This window comes from Psychrobacillus sp. FSL H8-0487, from assembly GCF_038008385.1.
GTDB classification, from domain to species: domain Bacteria; phylum Bacillota; class Bacilli; order Bacillales_A; family Planococcaceae; genus Psychrobacillus; species Psychrobacillus psychrotolerans.
Genome location: NZ_JBBOZA010000001.1, coordinates 3,738,944 through 3,758,356, shown reverse-complemented (window position 1 = coordinate 3,758,356; position 19,413 = coordinate 3,738,944). Strand labels below are relative to the sequence as shown.

General features: G+C 36.9%; 19 protein-coding genes and 2 riboswitches. Of the genes, 10 read left to right on the top strand and 9 right to left on the bottom strand.

All coding sequences use genetic code 11. The features are described from left to right. Window positions 1-3: 3 nt before the first annotated feature. Both MHI47_RS19245 and MHI47_RS19240 read left to right on the top strand, forming a co-directional pair. Complete coding sequence (locus MHI47_RS19245) at window positions 4-738, top strand: amino acid ABC transporter ATP-binding protein (protein ID WP_340764222.1); 735 nt, start codon at window positions 4-6, stop codon at window positions 736-738. 23 nt (window positions 739-761) lie between these two features. Then, window positions 762-1,496: a hypothetical protein gene (locus MHI47_RS19240; protein ID WP_340831918.1), complete on the top strand. Its 735-nt coding sequence runs from the start codon at window positions 762-764 to the stop codon at window positions 1,494-1,496. Between the two features lie 16 nt (window positions 1,497-1,512). Here the strand turns inward: MHI47_RS19240 and MHI47_RS19235 are convergent, their stop codons facing one another. From MHI47_RS19235 to mtnW, 5 genes are all read right to left on the bottom strand, one after another. Next, the gene (locus MHI47_RS19235) at window positions 1,513-1,851 is read right to left on the bottom strand and encodes a heme oxygenase (RefSeq protein ID WP_093537961.1); all 339 of its coding nucleotides are present in this window, start codon (window positions 1,849-1,851) and stop codon (window positions 1,513-1,515) included. A gap of 76 nt (window positions 1,852-1,927) precedes the next feature. Further along, a complete protein-coding gene (locus MHI47_RS19230) occupies window positions 1,928-2,461 on the bottom strand; it encodes a 1,2-dihydroxy-3-keto-5-methylthiopentene dioxygenase (protein WP_340764216.1) in 534 nt (177 codons plus the stop codon). 15 nt (window positions 2,462-2,476) lie between these two features. Then, window positions 2,477-3,091 carry a methylthioribulose 1-phosphate dehydratase gene (locus MHI47_RS19225; RefSeq protein WP_340764214.1) on the bottom strand — a complete coding sequence of 205 codons (615 nt, stop codon included), beginning with the start codon at window positions 3,089-3,091 and terminating at the stop codon, window positions 2,477-2,479. Next, the gene (locus MHI47_RS19220; RefSeq protein ID WP_340831917.1) at window positions 3,088-3,753 is read right to left on the bottom strand and encodes a 2-hydroxy-3-keto-5-methylthiopentenyl-1-phosphate phosphatase; all 666 of its coding nucleotides are present in this window, start codon (window positions 3,751-3,753) and stop codon (window positions 3,088-3,090) included. The genes MHI47_RS19225 and MHI47_RS19220 overlap by 4 nt, the downstream gene beginning before the upstream one ends. A 4-nt stretch (window positions 3,754-3,757) precedes the next feature. After that, window positions 3,758-4,972, bottom strand: a complete 1,215-nt coding sequence (mtnW, locus tag MHI47_RS19215; protein WP_340831915.1) for a 2,3-diketo-5-methylthiopentyl-1-phosphate enolase — start codon at window positions 4,970-4,972, stop codon at window positions 3,758-3,760. A gap of 104 nt (window positions 4,973-5,076) precedes the next feature. Then, a riboswitch (SAM riboswitch) is annotated at window positions 5,077-5,181 on the bottom strand. A 157-nt stretch (window positions 5,182-5,338) separates the two neighbouring features. After that, a riboswitch (SAM riboswitch) is annotated at window positions 5,339-5,495 on the top strand. A 75-nt stretch (window positions 5,496-5,570) separates the two neighbouring features. On the opposite strand from mtnW, the gene mtnK reads away from it, so the two are divergent. The 7 genes from mtnK (at window position 5,571) to MHI47_RS19180 (ending at window position 13,856) form a co-directional block, all read left to right on the top strand. After that, the gene (mtnK, locus tag MHI47_RS19210) at window positions 5,571-6,758 is read left to right on the top strand and encodes an S-methyl-5-thioribose kinase (RefSeq protein WP_340831914.1); all 1,188 of its coding nucleotides are present in this window, start codon (window positions 5,571-5,573) and stop codon (window positions 6,756-6,758) included. Next, a complete protein-coding gene (mtnA, locus tag MHI47_RS19205) occupies window positions 6,758-7,828 on the top strand; it encodes an S-methyl-5-thioribose-1-phosphate isomerase (RefSeq protein WP_340831913.1) in 1,071 nt (356 codons plus the stop codon). Before mtnK ends, mtnA begins: the two co-directional genes overlap by 1 nt. Then, window positions 7,815-8,903 (top strand): sugar ABC transporter substrate-binding protein, encoded by a 1,089-nt coding sequence (locus MHI47_RS19200; protein WP_340764204.1) that lies wholly within the window; start codon window positions 7,815-7,817, stop codon window positions 8,901-8,903. Before mtnA ends, MHI47_RS19200 begins: the two co-directional genes overlap by 14 nt. Window positions 8,904-8,963: 60 nt before the next feature. Further along, window positions 8,964-10,469 (top strand): sugar ABC transporter ATP-binding protein, encoded by a 1,506-nt coding sequence (locus MHI47_RS19195; protein ID WP_340764203.1) that lies wholly within the window; start codon window positions 8,964-8,966, stop codon window positions 10,467-10,469. Next, window positions 10,444-11,463, top strand: a complete 1,020-nt coding sequence (locus MHI47_RS19190) for an ABC transporter permease (protein ID WP_093537952.1) — start codon at window positions 10,444-10,446, stop codon at window positions 11,461-11,463. The genes MHI47_RS19195 and MHI47_RS19190 overlap by 26 nt, the downstream gene beginning before the upstream one ends. 158 nt (window positions 11,464-11,621) lie before the next feature. Then, on the top strand, window positions 11,622-12,788 hold the full coding sequence (locus tag MHI47_RS19185) for a TraB/GumN family protein (RefSeq protein ID WP_340831910.1): 1,167 nt from the start codon (window positions 11,622-11,624) through the stop codon (window positions 12,786-12,788). Window positions 12,789-12,872: 84 nt separating this feature from the next. After that, window positions 12,873-13,856, top strand: coding sequence for an EAL domain-containing protein (locus tag MHI47_RS19180; protein ID WP_340831908.1), 984 nt, complete (start codon window positions 12,873-12,875; stop codon window positions 13,854-13,856). Between the two features lie 65 nt (window positions 13,857-13,921). Here MHI47_RS19180 and tatA read toward each other — a convergent pair whose 3' ends face one another. The 4 genes from tatA to MHI47_RS19160 all read right to left on the bottom strand — a co-directional run bounded on the left by tatA (window position 13,922) and on the right by MHI47_RS19160 (window position 18,152). After that, the gene (tatA, locus tag MHI47_RS19175; RefSeq protein WP_093537949.1) at window positions 13,922-14,125 is read right to left on the bottom strand and encodes a twin-arginine translocase TatA/TatE family subunit; all 204 of its coding nucleotides are present in this window, start codon (window positions 14,123-14,125) and stop codon (window positions 13,922-13,924) included. Window positions 14,126-14,183: 58 nt separating this feature from the next. Then, window positions 14,184-14,939 (bottom strand): twin-arginine translocase subunit TatC, encoded by a 756-nt coding sequence (tatC, locus tag MHI47_RS19170; protein WP_340764195.1) that lies wholly within the window; start codon window positions 14,937-14,939, stop codon window positions 14,184-14,186. 478 nt (window positions 14,940-15,417) lie between these two features. After that, window positions 15,418-16,536 carry a non-hydrolyzing UDP-N-acetylglucosamine 2-epimerase gene (gene wecB / locus MHI47_RS19165; RefSeq protein WP_340831907.1) on the bottom strand — a complete coding sequence of 373 codons (1,119 nt, stop codon included), beginning with the start codon at window positions 16,534-16,536 and terminating at the stop codon, window positions 15,418-15,420. After that, window positions 16,533-18,152 carry a glycosyltransferase family 2 protein gene (locus MHI47_RS19160; RefSeq protein WP_340831905.1) on the bottom strand — a complete coding sequence of 540 codons (1,620 nt, stop codon included), beginning with the start codon at window positions 18,150-18,152 and terminating at the stop codon, window positions 16,533-16,535. The genes wecB and MHI47_RS19160 overlap by 4 nt, the downstream gene beginning before the upstream one ends. Window positions 18,153-18,315: 163 nt before the next feature. Between MHI47_RS19160 and MHI47_RS19155 the strand changes: the two genes are divergently transcribed. Further along, window positions 18,316-19,407 (top strand): CapA family protein, encoded by a 1,092-nt coding sequence (locus tag MHI47_RS19155; protein WP_340831904.1) that lies wholly within the window; start codon window positions 18,316-18,318, stop codon window positions 19,405-19,407. Window positions 19,408-19,413: the final 6 nt, after the last annotated feature.

Below are 19,413 nucleotides of genomic sequence, written 5' to 3'. Positions count from 1 at the left end.
TCTATGGGAAATGTCATCGAAGTTCAACATTTAAGTAAATCCTTCGGAAATCATGAGGTCTTAAGAGACATAGATTTTTCAGTGAACAAAGGAGAGGTTATTTGCATCATCGGTTCCTCTGGATCAGGAAAATCTACTTTACTTCGTTGTATAAATTTGTTGGAAAAGCCTAGTGGCGGTCAAATTATTTATCGTGGAGAGAATATTTTAGATGAAAAACATGATATCCATGCCTACCGAAAAAAGTTAGGAATGGTTTTTCAACAGTTCAACTTATTTAATAACCATAATGCGTTAAACAATTGTATGGTAGGTCAAGTAAAGGTATTAAAACGTTCTAAAGAGGATGCCGAAAAGATTGCGTTAAAATACTTAAAAGTAGTGGGAATGGATCATTATGTAAATGCCAAGCCTAAGCAACTATCAGGTGGTCAAAAGCAACGTGTCGCTATAGCAAGAGCACTTTCCATGGAACCGGATGTCATGTTATTTGATGAACCTACCTCCGCACTGGATCCAGAAATGGTTGGAGAGGTATTAAAAGTGATGAAAGAGTTAGCAAGTACGGGACTTACAATGTTAATAGTGACACATGAAATGGAGTTTGCTAAAGAAGTAGCCGATCGGGTTGTTTTTATGGATAAAGGCGTAATTGCTGAGGAGGGACCTCCAGAACAAATTTTCAACAACCCGAGGGAAGAAAGAACTAAAACATTTTTAAAACGAACATTAAGTTAATAACAGTATGGAGGAATCGAAAGGTGGACCTTTTCAATCTGATAAAAAAAGAACGAGAATACTGGCTTGTGGATCAACATAAAGTATCCCATATTCCAAATATAGATTATTTAGTTGCGTTCGATCAATTATTAACAGAGTGGAAAGAACAAAATGTAGCATATCTATCCCTTCTGATGGATGAAGAAAATGAGGATTGGCTTTTAAAGCGTCGGTTCAAAAAAGTGTCGTCTATTGTAGAGTACACAAAGACACTACAAGGACCATTTAAAAATACTAGTGATTTTCAAGTAGATGCTCTCTCTGAGAGTCAAGTTACGGATTCTGATTTTGCTAGATTGTATGATGCATGTAGGAGTGGCTCAGCGAACAAGAATAAGCTGTTTTCTATCAGTCAAATAATGGAGTCATTAGAACTTGAATTAGGTACTAATTGGCGAGATCAATGTTTTATCTTTTCTCAAAATGGCAGAAACTACGGTATTAGTATTCCTCATATTGAACAATGCACGACAGAAGAAGGTAGAATGTTTTACTTTGGGGTAGTTCCAGAGCAACGTCAAAAAGGATATGGAAAGATATTTCATGCTATTTCTTTAGAGCTTTTGAAAACATTAGGTGCCAAGATATATGTAGGGAGTACAGACACAGGAAATGCCCCTATGAGACGGATTTTTGAAACAAATGGATGTATATTACGAGATATAAAGGGGATTTACCGAATAGACATGAAAAAAGTGGATGAACTCAGAAGATGAGTCCTCCACTTTTATTTTAGTTTTTGGAAATTGCTTCTATTGAAGCGGCAACTTTAGAAATGATTAATTCATTACCTAAAAGTGGAGATTCTTTAGAAGCTTCAGGAGAGCCAGACTCGGGACGTTTATGCGATTCTTTGAAGAGATCACTGTCTTTCCATGCTTGGAAGTTTTCTTCTTTCTCCCAGTACATATTTACATTCATTTCATCATATTCAGTTGGTCCTTGAGTAATAGCGACCTCTACTTTGATGAAGCCTTCCATTTCTTGAAGGGGGCTTGGTTTTGTGAAATTTGGAGCCATTTTTTCTGCAAATCCTGGTTTGGTTTTGATGCGATTCGTTACAATAATCATTGTACATTCTCCTTTCTTATTAGATAAAGTTAGTATAGCATTCCTTTTTTCTTATTCCTACAAAGAGCATTTACCTCTATTGTTCTACTGCTTCCTCTTGATAAACTGGGACCCACCCCTCTGTTGTTACAAATATGCGTACAGCAACAACTTTACGGTCCTCTGATAATGTGAAGTAATGTGTAATATTCTCAGGCACAGATATCAAATCACCAGGTGAAAGATGAACTTCAAAGTAGCGTTCATCCTTGCCTTGTATGATGAAGACACCGTGACCACTTACAATATAACGAACTTCATCGTCGGTATGAAGGTGTTTGCGTTCGAAATTTTTTAATAGTTCGTCTAAGTTTGGGTTCGAATCTGAAAGAGAGATAATATCGGCCGCTTGATAGCCACGGCGACTAGAGATATCATCTATTTCAATTTGGAAGGCTTGGAGAATCTCTTGCTTTTCTCCGTCGCTTAAGTCAAATTTTTCACGAAGGTTTTCTGGTAGTTTGTTAATATCCCAATGCTCATAAATTACTTCTTGGTTCTCTAAAAATGCTGCTACCTCTTTTTGCTCTTTAATTGTTTCATTTGTTCCTTGAATTTTAATAATAGCCATTAACAATCTTCCTTTCTATTTTGAGTGTATTTGATGTAGTGCTAATTGATACTGAAATAAAAATTCGCAAGCTTCAAGTAATTTTTTTGCCTCAAATCCATCTTTTCCCCAAACAGTTATTCCGTGATTTCGAATGAGTATAACTCCCTTGTCTGCAGAAATATACGGTGTAAACTCTTCTGCAAGCTTTGGTATATGGGCGTAGTTAGGGATAATGGGTATCGATAGTATGGCATCCTCTTCCCACATTCCAAAAGCTTTAATAAGTTCAATACCTTGAAAATCCACTGAACCTTTGTCACCATATAATTCGGAAATAACGTTATTTGCAACTGTATGGATGTGTAAGCTACAACCTGCATTTGTTTCGCGATATATTGCACAGTGTAATAATGTTTCGGCTGATGGAGTTAAATGTGTATTTTCGACTGGGTTTCCATCTGCATCAACAAGTAAAAAATCCTCTGCTGTTCTCTTTTTTTTATCTTTTCCGCTTGCTGTCACTAAGAACTCCATAGGATTATCATGTACTTTAATAGCAAGATTACCGCTCGTCCCCATAAACCAATCCCGTACGGCTAATTCATCTTTTATGTCTGCAAGTTCTTCCCATTTATCTTGTAAAGTCATACTTCCACACCTAACTTTGCGTCAATAATTTTTATCACATCGTGGAAGTTCTCAAAAGGTTCATAGGGAATATTCAATTCATCGCATTTTTCGATTAAGAAATCCCTCGCAATAACGACATTACCTAATTTTGCTGCTTCAAGATCAGTGATGGAATCCCCAATCACAACGCTCACAGCATCTTGGTCAAGAAGGGTACGAATAATAGAGGGTTTACAGCAACCACAGCCTTGGCTAGTACATCGATCATCACAGCTATACGGAAACTCAATGTGAATTGTATCCTTGAAAAATTCGGATGTATTACAATAGACTCCTGCAAATGGCCCGAATGGTTCTAGTAGCTTGTGGACAAAAAAGTCTATGCCGCCACTTACGATGTAGAGTGGTATGTTGTGTTTTTTTGCATAGGAGACAAATTCACTAAACCCATCACGGATGACTGCCTGCTTAAGCACAAAAGAGATAATGTCATCTTTTGACTCAACAGGAAGGAGTGTGAACATTTTTGCTACACCATCTTGTATGGAAATTCGTTGTCCTAAAATATCATCTTTAATCGATGTCCATTCTTGTGGAGCAAACTCTTTCATGATTGCCATAATGTTATCCTGATTGGTAATAGTTCCATCGAAGTCACAAAAAACTACAAGATTACTCATATTATCACCTCCATAATTCAAGTGCTGTGTTTAATTCACAATGGGTTTTAGCTGCTTCTTCTAATGGAATACCTTCCAAAACAGCCGATACTGCCTGTCTAAAAGCCAAACCTCCTCCGGTTGCACCGGCCGGATGACCGTGTACTCCACCCCCGGCATTAATGATGCTGTCGATTCCATAGTCATTCATTAACAGTGGTACGAGACCAGGGTGAATGCCTGCAGAAGGCACCGGAAAGCTTTGTTTTACTTCACTAGGCTTTGTTAGTTCTTTCCCTAAAGAAAGAGCTACAGATTTTTCAAGTGCAACACTGCCATAAGGAGAAGGGAATAATGAAAAATCTGCTCCTGCATAGCGGGTAAGTTTACCAAGCGCAAGTGCCGTGGAAACTCCATAAAATCCTGAGGATGTGAATGCTCCGCTATAAGCCGGATGAGCCATGAGTGGTAATTGAATCTCTTCGTCCTCTGCTAACTCCTGAAGAACGTCTAAACCGTATGCATGAACATTAAATAAGAGCGCATCTGCTCCAAGTTCCCGTGCTTTTTTGGCCTTGTCCTTTAGTTTGAATGTACGTCCCGACAAATTTACTGCGTATAGAGTACGATGACCAGTTTCTTCATAGACTTGTCTTAATACCTCTCGACCAGTATTGATACGTGTTTCAAAAGAAGTGAGTGGATTGTCAAATAGGATTTCGTCATCTTTTACAAGGTCAACTCCACCAAGTGCTTGTTGCTTCAGTTGTTGCGCTAGGTACTCGATATCTCTTCCAATGACACCTTTGAAGATACTCATGATGAGTGGACGTTCATAAACTCCCAATCTTTCTCGGATACCTTGAATGCCGAAGCGAGGGCCAGGGAAATGGGATAATATATTTGTGTCAAATTCTAAATCCAATAATTTTACTTCTCCATCCAAAGATAGTTTGCCGAAAACGGTAGTTAAAATTGCTGGTATATCTGCTGAAAAATTTGCGGCAGGATAGAATACTTTAATTTCTCCTTTAATTCTTTCCGGATGAATGGGGTGAAGAATATTTTCAAATTCAGTAACCGATCGTACAGTTCCTTTATGTTTTTTTAGCTGTTCCTGTTCTAAAAAAGCTAAATTGGTCCAAGAACCAATAGTCAATCCAAGGGCAATATCATCCGCTTTTTTTTCAAAAGAACCAGACTTTCCGTATAGTTGATAGTGCGCAGTAATTCCACTCATTTTTTCACTCCTAATATTAGAAAAGCGTAAGTGCCTAGGCGCTAGAGCTAGACAGATAATATAAAAAACCTCTTCAAATAAGAAGAGGTTAATAGCTTAACAACTTCTTATTTCTCAGCCATTTGACTGCAAGAATTAGCACCGTGTTCATAATTGAATCGGTTGCCGGGTATCATAGGGCTTGTCCCTCCACCTGCTCTAAATAAGAAAAAATATTCAGTTTGTATTTAATAAATTATATTGATTATTCCATGCATTAAAAATTCTGTCAACAAGAAATTGAAAAATTATCATTATTCAAAATTGTATTGACATAGCTTTTTCTAATATGCTAGGATTCTAAACAAACATCATAGTTGTACCGCACTCTTATCAAGAGCAGGCAGAGGGATAATGGCCCGATGACGCCCAGCAACCGACCGTAATACCGTTGTGAGACGGGGCGCTTTATGCGCCGGAATGTAAAATTCCGTAAGGCACGGTGCTAATTCCATCAGAAAGTTTACTTTCTGAGAGATAAGAGGTTCAGAATCTCTTATTCTAAGCCTCTTTCTTTTGGAAAGAGGTTTTTTATTTTGTAAATGAGAGGACGATCATAATGGCGGTAGTAGTAATGAAAGAATATGAATCATTAACTAAAGAAACGGTAATTTCACTGGCGATAGAGTTATCATTATTTTCTAGCGAAGCTCCATTAGTTTGCGAAGAGATTGGTGATGGAAATCTAAATTATGTATTCCGTGTAACAGATGGATCCGGTGAGAAAGGCATTATTATTAAACAGGCCTTACCCTATGCAAAGGTCATCGGGGAGAGCTGGCCACTTACTTTGAAAAGGGCAAAGATCGAAGCTAGTGCATTACAAAAACATGGAGAATACGCAGTTGGATTAGTCCCAAAAGTTTATGCAACTGATGAAAGCTTAGCAATCACAATCATGGAAGATCTGTCTCATCTTGAAATAGTTCGTGAGGGCTTGATAAAAGGAAAGTCCTATCCTAAATTATCAACCGATATTGGCGAATATCTAGCCTTAACACTTTTCAATACTTCTGACTTTGCACTCCACCCCTTTGAAAAAAAGTCACTTGTTGTAGAATTTTCTAACCCCGAGCTATGTAAGATCACAGAAGACTTAATCTTTACAGATCCTTTTTTTGATCATGAAACAAATGACTTTGAGCCAGCATTACAAGCAGAAGTGGAAGCTATTTGGAATAACAACTTGTTGAAATTGGAAGTAGCCAAGCTAAAAAGAAGTTTTTTGACGGAAGCCGAAGCTTTGTTACATGGGGATCTTCATACCGGAAGTATATTTGCGAGTGAAGCGGAAACGAAAGTAATTGACCCGGAATTTGCATTTTACGGCCCAATTGGATTTGATATTGGCTTATTTTTGGGGAACTTAATAGTTCAATCCTTTACGCGTCAAGATGACCAACGGGATGCTATACATACCCATATACAGAATACATGGAACACATTTTGCGCTAAATTTTCAGAGTGTTGGAAAAAAGGAGAGTCCGATTTATATAAAAGTATAGAAGGCTATGAGGCATTTGTGCTAGAAAAAATATTCCATGATTCCGTAGGGTTTGCAGGCTGTGAGCTAATTCGTAGAACGATTGGACTAGCACATGTGAAAGACTTAGATAGTATTGAAAACCATGAGCAACGAATTTTAACCAAAAAACGAACGCTTAAAGCTGGAGAAAGACTAATAGTGAGTCGTCATGAAATAAACTCAATAGATGCTGTAATTGAGCTGTTAGGAGAAATTCAATAATGAATGTTCCATTATCGATTAAGTGGGAAGGTAAGCGGTTAATAATTTTAGATCAACAGAAACTTCCCCATGAAATTATCTATATAACACTAGAAAATATGAAAGAAGTTCACGATGCAATTATTACTCTGAAAGTTCGTGGAGCTCCAGCCATTGGAATTACGGCAGCGTATGGATTAGCTATTGAGGCGCAGAGTTATCAAACAAATTCAATGATAGATTTTCTAGAATACTTAAAAAGAGATGCAGCATACTTGGGTGAATCTCGACCTACTGCTGTCAACTTGGTTTGGGCACTTGACCGTTTGTTGAAAGCAGCGAGTCCAATAGATAGTGTTTCGGATGCAAAGCAGATTCTAATTGAAGAAGCAAAAATAATTCACAAGGAAGATGAGGAGTCCTGTCAAAGTATCGGCGAGTTTGCACTCTCTCTACTTGAAGATAAAACGAAGGTAATGACGATTTGTAATGCTGGATCTATAGCCACCGCTAAGTATGGTACTGCTTTGGCTCCTTTTCATCTAGGGAAGGAACGTGGAAAAGAATTTGAAGTGTTTGCATGTGAAACTCGACCTGTCTTTCAGGGCGCCCGTTTAACAGCATGGGAACTGCAACAATCAGGTGTCGATGTTACGCTCATAACAGATAGTATGGCTGCACATACGATAGGCGCAAAGGGAATAGAAGCAATTATCGTTGGAGCAGATCGGATAGCAAAAAATGGAGACACAGCAAACAAAATAGGAACCCTAAACTTAGCAATTCTTGCATCTGTATTTGGGATTCCATTTTATGTGGCTGCACCATCCTCTACATTCGATTTGTCCATAAATAATGGAGAAGAAATTCCAATAGAGGAAAGGAAAGTAGAGGAAATTATTAATATTAACGGCAAAGCTATTACCCCATCAAACACAAAAGTATTTAACCCTGCTTTTGATGTGACACCAGCTAAATATATCACTGCCATAATTACAGAAATAGGTATTATTTATCCAAACTATCTTGAAAATATTTCAACTCAAATAGTCGATTCAATTGAAAAGGAGAAGGATTATGAAAACAAATAAGTACTGGTTAATATTTACGATTTTAGTAATAGCGGTTTTACTCGCTGCATGTCAGCCAAAAGCTGAAGGAGAAACAACTAAGTCATCTAGCTCTAACGGTGATGCCAAGGCTAAAGAAAATCCGTTAGCCGGCAAGAAAATTGCATTAGTTATGCAACAAAATTTAGGGACATTTTCAGCTCAATATATTGAAGGGGTAAAGGAGCAAGTAGAGAATTTTGGTGGAACAGTAACGGTGTTTACTTCTGAAGGAGATTTATCTAAAATGGCGTCCAATTTGGATGCCGCTGTGAATCAAGGAGTTGACGGTATTTTAATAGATCATGGCACAAAAGAATCACTGAACCAAGGAGTTGAGAATGCGGTTGCAAAGGGAATTCCGGTTGTCGCATTTGATGCGGGAGTAGAAGTTGAGGGAGTAACCTCTTTAGAACAAGGCGATGAAAAAATGGCTCAAATGACGCTAGAAAAACTAGCGGAAGATTCAAATGGGAAAGCCAATATCGTGAAAATATGGGTAGCGGGTTTTGCTCCAATGGAAAGACGACAAGTAGCATATGAGAATTTTCTAGGAGAGAATCCAGGGATAAAAGAAATTGCCACATTCGGTGCAGCAACGCAAAATACAGCTTTAGATACCCAGTCACAAATGGAAGCGGTATTAAAGCAGTATCCCAACAAAGGTGAAATCACCGCTGTTTGGGCTGCTTGGGACGAGTTTGCCAAAGGTGCAGTTCGGGCGATAGAGCAAGCGGGACGTACAGATATTAAAGTATATAGTATCGATATGAGTGATGAAGATTTACAGATGATTCAAAATGAGAATAGTCCCTGGGTTGCCTCGGCAGCAGTGGATCCTAAGGATATCGGCCGTATTCAAGTTCGTTATTTATATCAAAAAATAAGCGGAGGCAATGTAGAAGAAAAAGTAGTATTAGAACCAGTTTTTGTAGAAGCATCTAAATTGCCGAAAGAAACAGTAACAACTAATGAACTCAGTGATCATATTGAAGGTTGGGGAGCAAGTGATCAAGGTTACACAGATGAATTAAAAGGATTAGAGGAAAACAGATAACTTAAAAGAATTTAAGCTGTCCTGTTTAATGGGACAGCTTTTTTCAGAAAGGAGCAATCGATGCTGAATCCTTTTCTTTCCATGAAAGCTATAGATAAATCATTTGGAAATGTAAATGCTCTGAAAAATGCTGAATTTGAACTTAAAAAAGGCGAGGTTCACGCTTTACTTGGGGTAAATGGCGCAGGGAAAAGCACGCTTATGAAAGTACTCTCTGGTGTGTATGAGCAAGATGTGGGAGAAATTTTGTTAGAAGGAGAAAGAATACGTATACGTTCGCCTAAAGTCGCAAAGGATTTTGGAATTTATTGTGTATATCAAGAGGTAGATACTGCCATCGTTGCGGAACTCTCGGTTGCAGAGAATATATTGCTGGATAAGATTGTTGCTGGTTCTAATATGTTCATCTCCAAAAAGAAACTGAATAGGGAAGCACGGAATGCCCTGAAGCAGTTACAGGTAGTCAATATTTCAGTAGAAATACCTGCATTTATGCTCTCTCTAGCAGAAAAACAGTTGGTATTGATAGCGCGAGCACTTGTAAGTTCTGCAAAGGTTATTATCTTCGATGAACCGACGGCACCTCTATCCCTAAATGAATCTACCAAGTTATTTTCAGTCATTAAAAAGCTAAAAGCGACAGGAGTAGGGTGCATATTCATATCACATCGACTACCAGAAGTATTTGAGATTTGCGATCGGATGACCGTTATGGCAGAAGGTACGTTAGTTGGGACCTATAATACTTCTGAGACTAACCAAGAAGAGATTGTTGAAGCTATGCTAGGAACTTCTTATAGCAAAGATTTTCCTGCTCGTAAACATGTATTAGGAAATACATTACTTCGTGTTAAAAATATATCAAGAGGAGAAAAGGTAAGGGATATTTCTTTTCAAGTGTCTGAAGGAGAAATTGTTGGGATTGTCGGTCTTGTAGGGGCGGGGAAAACAGAGTTAGCTAAAACGTTATTCGGATATTCTCCATATACAGAAGGAAGTATGGAAATCCTAGGAAACACCTTAAAAATAAAGCATCCCAAAGACGCGATAAAAGCCGGTCTAGTTCTTATTCCAGAAGAAAGACGAAAAGAAGGGCTATTTGTTCAAGAATCATTACGAACCAATGCGTCTTTTCCTAATTTACAAAATTTTTCTCGTCTCTTATTTATGGATAAAAAGAAAGAAAAGTCCTTTGCAAAAGAGATTATTAAACGATTACAAATTAAAACAAGTAGTACTGAGACACCACTTGTGTATTTGAGCGGAGGAAATCAGCAAAAGGTTGCTATCGGCAAATGGACTTCGCTTGATTCCTCTCTTTATTTGTTCGACGAGCCAACAAAAGGCGTCGATATTGGTGCAAAAACTGATATTTATAGGATGATTCGTGAGTTTGCTGAAAAAGGGAAGGGTTGTCTTTACTTTTCAAGTGAAATTCATGAAGTTCTAGGGATTTCTGATCGCATTTTAGTTATGTATGATGGTCATATCGTGAAGGAACTATCACGGAAAGAAGCGACCCAGGAAAGGATTTTGCTTTATGCAAGCGGCGGTAAAGAGGAATAAGTTGCAAGAACGAGGTACAAATTTTTTGTTCAAGTTTGGAGCTATTGCGTTACTTATTTGTATTATTATTTATTTTAGTTCAATAAGCGATGCCTTTTTTACATATGCAAATTTCACAGATATTCTGCGATCTATTTCAATCGTTACCCTATTAGCATTGGGAGTTACCTTCACACTTGTAGTAGGAGGTTTTGATTTAAGTGTAGGTTCAACTATGTCGCTATCTACAGTTGTTACAGCCTCTCTGATGGTTTGGTACGAGATGCCTCTATGGCTTGTATTGATTGTACCTATTGTAGTTGGAGTATTAGTGGGGTTGTTGAATAGTTTCCTTATTGTAATTATAGGTATACCTGATTTGCTAGCAACATTAAGTACGATGTATATCGTTGCGGGCTTCCATCGAACTTATACAGAAGGTTATTCTATTTACAATAATATGCCCCTTACTTCGGGTGGAACTGCTCCAGGGCAATTCTCAGAGGCATTTCTTTGGATTGGTCAAGGTAGATTACTTGGTTTACCTGTACCTGTTTGGATTATGTTAATACTCGTTGTAGTAGCTTATATTGTTCTCAATCATACACGGTGGGGTCGTATTTTATATATGACAGGTGGCAATGAGGAAGCGGCAATATTGTCAGGAGTGAACACACGCAAAGTGAAGTTCATTGCGTACATCATTTCTGGTATTTTTGCTTCATTGGCTGGAGTATTATTTACTGCAAGAGTCGGGTCAGGTCAAATTGATGCCGGTACCCCACTTTTAATGGAGGCGGTTGCTGCAGTTTTCGTGGGCTATTCGGTATTAGGAATTGGGAAGCCTAATGCGTTAGGCACTTTTTTTGGAGCAGCGGTAATTGGCATCCTACTTAACGGGCTAACAATTTTGAATTTGCCTTACTATGCATTTGATATTATTAAGGGAACAGTATTAGTTTTGGCGCTGGCAGCAACTTACGTTTATGCGAAGAAACGTTTTTCACGGGCTTAGCAAGAAGAAGATCTTCCTAACCAAATAAGATTTTTTCAAAAAAATTAAAATAAAATGGAATCATCGTTGAAATTTAAGATAATCTACTTCATTATGAAAGGTAGAGAATCTCTAATGTTCTGACTAAGAGATAATACACTAAATGAAGGAAGTAGTTTATGTCCGAGGAAAATATTACACGTTTATATGTCAACGATAAAGAAATTATATTAATCGGTACAGCACATGTATCAAGACAGAGTGCGGAACAGGTAAAGGAAGTTATCGATAGAGAACAACCAGATTCTGTTTGTATTGAATTGGATGAGCAAAGGTACCAATCTATTATAGATAATAATAAGTGGAGGCAGACGGATATCTTTAAGGTTATTAAGGATAAGAAAGCTACTCTATTATTAATGAACTTGGCGATTTCATCATTCCAAAATCGGATGGCTAAACAGTTTGATATTAAACCTGGCCAAGAAATGATACAAGGTATTGCAAGTGCAAATGAGAACGGGTCTGAGATAGTATTAGCGGACCGTAATATTCAAACTACTTTTTCACGTATATGGCATAATCTTGGCTGGACTGGAAAATCTCAATTACTTACTTCGGTTTTCTTTAGTATTTTCAGTAAGGATACAATATCGGAAGAAGAAATGGAGAATATGAAATCAAAGGATACGTTAAATGCTGTACTAGCTGAGTTTACGGAAACCTTTCCAAAGTTAAAAACACCTTTAATCGATGAGCGTGATCAGTACTTGGCTCAAAAAATTAAGGAAGCACCAGGTAAGAAAATTATAGCCGTTTTAGGGGCTGCACATGTCCCTGGTATTACAAAGGAAATTCATAAGGAGCAAGATTTAGCAAAGCTTTCGGCTATTCCGCCTAAGTCAATTGTTCCTAAAATAATCGGTTGGGCTATTCCAATTCTAATTGTGGCGCTAATAGTGATCACATTCTTTACAAATCCTTCTGCTGGTTTTGACCAAGCACTCAGTTGGATTCTATGGACGGGTTCTATGGCTGCAGTAGGAGCAGCGGTAGCGTTAGGACACCCATTGGCAATTCTAGCTGCATTTGTCACAGCACCAGTTACAGCGCTTCATCCTATCTTAGCGTCAGGCTGGTTTTCTGGGCTTGCCCAAGCATATATCAAACGTCCAACGATAGCTGATTTTGAAAAGTTATCAGAAGATGTCTTTACGATCAAAGGGTTTTGGAGAAACAAAGTTACGAGGGTATTACTTGTTGTTGTATTAACTAACTTATTTGGATCGCTTGGGACATTTATAGGTGGGGCAGATGTTATACGAGTATTTTTCAAAAATTTCTAAGTAGCTTATCCCTTGTGAAGCAAAGTGCTGAACAGGGGATTTTTTAAGATTCTAAGCTATTAGAACATAAAAGGAGTGTAAAATTTGGAGTGTAATAATTGCCAAGTAAATGAGTTAAAAATTGAGTTCAAGGTAGAAGGAGATTCAAACATCCCCCTACTAGCTGGTGTATTAGAGCATATGAAACGCCGGGACATTTTAGTAGATGCAAAAGGGAATACGTTTATTGTTAAAGAATCAGATGTGAGAGATTTTATAGACTTCAGCCACGATCATATGGACGCCTCTCAAATTACATACAGAATTTCAAAACAGCCATGGGAGCCTATGGAAAAAATAGATGAAGTATTAGACGTTAAATGGATTGATGAAGTTATCAAAAAACAACTTATGATTTGTCATTATCAACCAATCGTAGATATAGAGGAGCAAGTATTTGCTTATGAATTACTAGCTAGATTTCCAAAGGAAGATGGTTCTATGATTTATCCAAATGAAATATTTTCCGCTGCTAAGGCAAGAGGAAGGCTATACTCTTTAGATCGAGCATGTCGAATGACCGCAGTAAAACATGCAACAAGTCTTAAAGGAAAGAAAGCATTTATTAACTTTATACCTACCTCTATTTATTCACCTGAATTTTGTTTGAAATCTACGACTGCATTAGCAGAAGAATTAGGTATAGATCCAGTTCAACTAGTATTTGAAGTGGTAGAAACGGAAAAAGTAGAAGACATAGAGCATTTAAAAAAAATTCTTGCATTTTATAAAGAAAAAGGTTTTGAATATGCACTAGATGATGTAGGAGAAGGATATAGTACGATGGAAATGCTGGCAGATATAAAACCAAATTATATGAAGTTAGATATGAAATATGTGCAAGGAATTTCCAATGATCTAAATAAACAAGCAGTTGCACAAAAGTTCTTAGAAAAGGCAGTAGAAGTGGGATCGATTCCTCTAGCAGAAGGTATAGAGGAGAGAGAAGATTTTGAATGGCTGAAAGAAACGGGCTATAAGTTATTTCAAGGTTATTATTTTGGAAAACCCGTTGCAGCTCCTATTTAAATACAACTTGATAAAATCAAAAAAACCAACTATTCGAAAGAATAGTTGGTTTTTTCTATAGACACTTATGCTTTCTTTTTAGTGTCCGTATCTTTGTCATCTAATTTAAACTCTTGTGTTACATCATCCACGATGTCTTTTGTGGAATTTTTAAATTCTTTTAATGTTTGACCGACTGCTTTACCTAATTGAGGCAATTTTGATGGTCCGAAGACGATTAAAGCAATTATTAAAATGATGATTAATCCTGGTACTCCAATGTTTGGCATGGAAGTTCCTCCTCTAATATGGTGATGTACAAATTTTCAATGGCTATTGTGTCTCAAACTATTTGTCTAAAATTTGATCCTCAAGCGCTTGTCTCGCAAGTTGTTTTTTATAAGACCAGCTGGAAACAAGGATACTAACTTCAAATAGCAGCAGCAATGGAATAACAATGATGAAATCTGAGATGAAGTCTGGTGGAGTAATGGAAACTCCTACAACAACTAGTACAAAATAAGATATCTTTCTCATTTTTCTCAGTCGATCTGGAGTTATTATACCCAATTTGGTTAAAAAAAGTATAATAACCGGTAATTCAAATACTATGCCTACGGGAATCACTAAGTTAAACATAAAAGTGAAATATTGTTTCATCCCGTATGTCTCTAAAGCACCAATGGAATCATTAATATTCGACATGAAATTCAGCATTAAAGGGAAAAGAATGTAATAACTGAAACTAATCCCGAGTAAAAAAAGAAGGAATGACACAGGGATAAAATAGCCTGTCCCTTTTGCCTCGTTCTCATTTAAGCCTGGTCTTACGAATAACCATATCTGATGTAATGCAATTGGTAGAGTAATTAAGATGGCTAGTATTAGTGCGCATTTTACATAGATCATTAAGCCATCTGTATAACCGAAAACATTCCACTCCACATTCATAGCAGTTGGTTGCTGTTTTAAAAACGTAAGCGTTTTTGGAGCTAACCAAAACCCTAAGGCAAGTGAGAGGATAAATGTCGATGTAACAATGATAAGTCTTTTTCTAAGTTCTGTTAAATGTTCAACAAGCGTCAGTTGTTGTTCTTGGTTCATTTTTGATACCACCCCATTTTCTCAAATAAAGTGAAGCTTGTTTATATACTATCCGCAGCACCTGTCTGCAATCCATTATACCCAGTAAATGTTCTTTTGTACCATCCCACATTATACTCTTTCAGATCAAATTGTAAATAAAAGAAAACTTATTGTCACTAATAAAACAAGTATCAAGAAATTATTAACCTTTTTTAAAAAACTAGTTAGTTAGAATCAGATTGCTATTGAAAGGAGAATATAAATAACTGAATACATTAGAGAAGAATTAATGTTGTTAAACAAATGCTCTTTGCAAATGGTGGCCAATTTTGGACTGTTCCTCCATCTTGTCTACTGTTGTATATAACAACAAGGTGGGTTATTAGTTAAATAATATTCATTAATCATTACGAGGCTACTTTTTTAAATGTAGCCTCGTTTTTGTGATTACACTGTTATCCCATATGTAAATAGAAAAAAGTATGAGTAGGTATACTCATAACTTCTTTTCTATGTTTTTTAGTAATTCAATTATTTGTTTTGCAGAGGTACCATCCCCATAAGGATTAGGGATTTTTGCTATTTTTGCGTGTTCACTTGGAGATTCAAGTAGCTTTCTTGTTGTGGCTAGAATTTTTTCCTTGTCTGTCCCAACTAATTGTAAGGTTCCGGCTTCGATACCCTCTATTCGTTCTGTACTTTCTCTAACTACTAGCACTGGAACATTAAGTGCAGGTGCTTCTTCTTGTATGCCTCCGGAATCTGTAATTACAAGGTGGCAAAGTTTCATAAGATGAGAAAAGCATTCATAGTCCAAGGGCTCAATCAGGTGTATACGGGAGTTTATATTATTTGTTATCAAATGATCTTGGACCTGTTTTTTGACATTCGGATTTGGGTGAACTGGGAAAATGATATCAATATCCTCAAATTCCACTAATAACTGTTTGAAAGCGAGGTAGATTCCCTCGAGTTTTATGAAATTTTCGCGCCGATGGGTCGTAACTAAAATAATACGTCTCTTGTTATCTATTATTTTTTGTATATTTGGTGGGAAGATATATGGTCTACTTGAAACATCTAAAAGTGCGTCTATTACGGGGTTACCTACTACAAAAATGCTGTTCTCTGGAATTCCCTCATGTAAAAGGTTTGTTTTACTCTTTTCCGTAGGGGCAAAATGATAGCTACTAAGACTCGTTACAAGTTTTCGGTACATTTCTTCTGGGAAAGGAGAATACATATTAAATGTACGCAATCCTGCCTCAACATGGCCAACAGGAATGCGATGTAAGAATGCTGTATAGGCACCTGTAAAAGTAGTTACAGTATCACCAAGTACCAACACTAAATCAGGGTTTTCCTTTTCATATACTTCTCCAATTTTTTTGATCATTTCAGCTGTTATTTCTTCCAGTGTTTGATTTGGTTTCATAAGGTTTAGTTGGTAATGCGGTCTAATTGAGAATAATGATAATACTTGATCGAGTATTTCACGATGTTGTCCTGTATTTACTAGGATGCAATCCATTTCTTTCGAGCTCACCAGTTCCTGTATAATTGGAGCAAATTTTATCCCCTCTGGTCGAGTACCAAAAATAATTAATACCTTCACCGTTGAGTCATCTCTTTTCCGGTAGGAACAAGCATGATTTTCGTTATTGTTCCGTCAATTACTTCAAAATTTGCCTCGTACACATTCCCCCAGCGAAGTAATGATTCTTGAGCAATCATACGAAATTGGTTATTTAATATTTCTTTTTCTTTTATAGTTATATTGGTACTATGTCTGCGTTGATGATATAAGTCTTTGTCAACCCAGTGAAGTTCGAAGTCCTCAGCAATACGAAGGAACATTGCAAAATCATCTGCTAACAGAGGCTCTCCTTGGATTGTTGTTATCCACCCATTCAATTCTTTAAGTGTGGATGAACGATACAATCTTGGACAATGCGTTTGAAATTTTTCCAACACTTCATATTTGTCCTTATAAGAAATCCCTTTATAAATTGGCCCTTCAAGCAATCCACCGTTCTCTTCAAACCAAACTTGTCTATTTGCATAGACTAAACCTACATTCGATGGAAGTGAGAGCATTTCACCTACCATAATCTCTAACGAAGAAGGATCAAGCCAATCATCTCCGTCTAACTCTAGTACATATTCACCAAGAACATATTGTAATCCGATATTGAGAGCTTCCGCCTTGGTTCTTTTACTAATGTGAATAGGGATGATTCGAGAATCGTGAATAGAGTATATTTCACTTAGAGTCGAATCGGTAGAACCAACGTCTATAGCAACAACCTGGAAGCTTGAAAAGGTTTGATTTAGTACACTTTGTATACAATTTTTTATATAATTCCCATGGTTACAGGCCGTAATAATAACAGTAACTTTCGGGATATCACCGTTTTTTCTTCTATGGTCTATACTTGCAGACATACTTTGGAGAAATAGCTCCTCAGAGGCTGTTATTGTTGTTAATGAATATTTCCCGTTTAAACGATAATCCATAAGAGGTTCTGGCAAAAATAGAAATTCACCAAGAGGCATTAATCTTATCCAAAACTCATAGTCAGAAACTAGTCCATATTTAGGATCATAACCATCGGCTTGTTCATATGCTTCTCTAGTGAAAAGAAAGGATGCACCAATAAAACAAGTTAACATTATTTCTTCTTTTGGTCGTTTCATCATTTCAGTAAGTGCAGGATACCAAGTGTTATTTATATCTCGAGATACTCGTTTTTCATCGATAGGATGATAAAGTGAGTATACTAAAACTGTATCGGGAGTAGCATTCTTCATCGTCGCTACTAACTTTTCAAGAAAGTTTGGCCATTGTATATTATCACTAGATATCCAAGTAAGTAGGGCACAATCTAATAGTCTTTCAAAGCCCTCATTTAAGGAGTGTGCGATCCCTTTATTGAAAATGCGGTGAATAATAGTGTATTTACACGTTAGAAGCTTCGATGCTTCATATACTGCTTTTACCGTTTGGGCGTTTGCGCCATCGATAACAATTACTAACTCAAAGTTGCGGTATTTTTGGTTTTCGATAGCCTGTACACATTCAAACAAGTACTCTCTTTCTTGGTTGTATACAGGAAGCACAACGCCTACTTTATCGTTAGATTTTGAGCTATTTGAACCTTTCTTTCGTACTCTTAAGTGGCGATCTTTATTAGGTAGCCACTTGTACCATTTGCTATTTTCTGCGTTCATTTCTACCTTCCTTTACAGTTTTCAGCTACAAATATATATATTAAAGTGGCTGTCTTGTATACTATGAAAGGGCTGAGAATAGAAAGCGGCTAATATCCTAATAAATATATATAAAGATTTTTCGGTATAAGTAACGATATTGTAGAGAATGATTAAGGTGGAGGTGGTATATATTAAAACCATAGTAGCTTTTCTAGTCATTCTTATTTCTATCTTGCTATATTTTAATCTACAAATAGAGAAACCTATTCATTTTAATGAAGAGTTCCACGGGAAACAATTTTCGACATTTTATATGGAATATGAGGAAGAAAAAATAGAAATCGGGATGATTGGAGATGTATTACTCCATTTACCTCTTTACAATTATACAAACTTTGCTCCTTCCTTTTCTCCTGTACAGCAGGAATTAGAATCCATAGATTTGTTAATAGCAAATCAAGAATCCTTACCGGCCGGAAGAACATTTGGAGTATCTGGATACCCAAACTTTTCTAGTCCGCCTCATATTATAAGTGATTTAAAAGATATTGGTGTAGATGTGTTATCGATAGCTAATAATCATTCACTTGACCAAGGCGAAGAGGGACTCTTAGAAGCAATTCAACAGATGGAAAAGGCTGAAATGCCATATATCGGTGCTTTTAAATCAGAAGTAGACCAACAGACAGATCGGGTATTCAAAGTGGAAAATATATCATTTGGACTTCTAGGTTATACCTACGGAACTAATAGTCATGAAACTCCAGTTGGTAAGGACTATTTAGTGAACCGAATAGAGGAAACTCGAATTATAAAAGAAATAAAGGAATTAAAAGCAAAGGTAGACTTTGTTGTAGTTAGCATCCATTGGGGAGCGGAGTACAATTTAGATGCAAATGATACACAGAAAAGGCTAGCCAGGTCTATTTCAGACGCTGGTGCAAATATTATATTCGGTCACCATCCCCACGTTATCCAACCATATGAACAAATTTTGTCGGGAAATGGTCATAAAACACATGTGTTTTATTCATTAGGAAACTTTTTTTCTGGTCAAAAAGACGAGTATACTAATATTGGTGGAATTGCTAAAATAGAAGTTTTAAAGAAAAATGTGAATGGTAAACAAATTATGACTTTAGAAAATCCTAGCTTTATATCTACGGCTGTTTTAAAAGGTGAGCCCTATACGGTTAACTTTTTAAAAGATGTTGAAAGTGAAATAGGAAAAACAAATGCATGGGTGCAGCAGCATGTGTTTGGAGGAGAGTGAGTTAGG

Coding starts and splice junctions, on each gene's coding strand:
- MHI47_RS19245 (WP_340764222.1), top strand. CDS start 4: ATGGGAAATGTCATCGAAGTTCAACATTTAAGTAAATCCTTCGGAAAT.
- MHI47_RS19235 (WP_093537961.1), bottom strand. CDS start 1,851: ATGATTATTGTAACGAATCGCATCAAAACCAAACCAGGATTTGCAGAA.
- MHI47_RS19230 (WP_340764216.1), bottom strand. CDS start 2,461: ATGGCTATTATTAAAATTCAAGGAACAAATGAAACAATTAAAGAGCAA.
- MHI47_RS19225 (WP_340764214.1), bottom strand. CDS start 3,091: ATGACTTTACAAGATAAATGGGAAGAACTTGCAGACATAAAAGATGAA.
- MHI47_RS19220 (WP_340831917.1), bottom strand. CDS start 3,753: ATGAGTAATCTTGTAGTTTTTTGTGACTTCGATGGAACTATTACCAAT.
- mtnW (WP_340831915.1), bottom strand. CDS start 4,972: ATGAGTGGAATTACTGCGCACTATCAACTATACGGAAAGTCTGGTTCT.
- mtnK (WP_340831914.1), top strand. CDS start 5,571: ATGGCGGTAGTAGTAATGAAAGAATATGAATCATTAACTAAAGAAACG.
- mtnA (WP_340831913.1), top strand. CDS start 6,758: ATGAATGTTCCATTATCGATTAAGTGGGAAGGTAAGCGGTTAATAATT.
- MHI47_RS19200 (WP_340764204.1), top strand. CDS start 7,815: ATGAAAACAAATAAGTACTGGTTAATATTTACGATTTTAGTAATAGCG.
- MHI47_RS19195 (WP_340764203.1), top strand. CDS start 8,964: ATGCTGAATCCTTTTCTTTCCATGAAAGCTATAGATAAATCATTTGGA.
- MHI47_RS19190 (WP_093537952.1), top strand. CDS start 10,444: ATGCAAGCGGCGGTAAAGAGGAATAAGTTGCAAGAACGAGGTACAAAT.
- MHI47_RS19185 (WP_340831910.1), top strand. CDS start 11,622: ATGTCCGAGGAAAATATTACACGTTTATATGTCAACGATAAAGAAATT.
- tatA (WP_093537949.1), bottom strand. CDS start 14,125: ATGCCAAACATTGGAGTACCAGGATTAATCATCATTTTAATAATTGCT.
- tatC (WP_340764195.1), bottom strand. CDS start 14,939: ATGAACCAAGAACAACAACTGACGCTTGTTGAACATTTAACAGAACTT.
- MHI47_RS19160 (WP_340831905.1), bottom strand. CDS start 18,152: ATGAACGCAGAAAATAGCAAATGGTACAAGTGGCTACCTAATAAAGAT.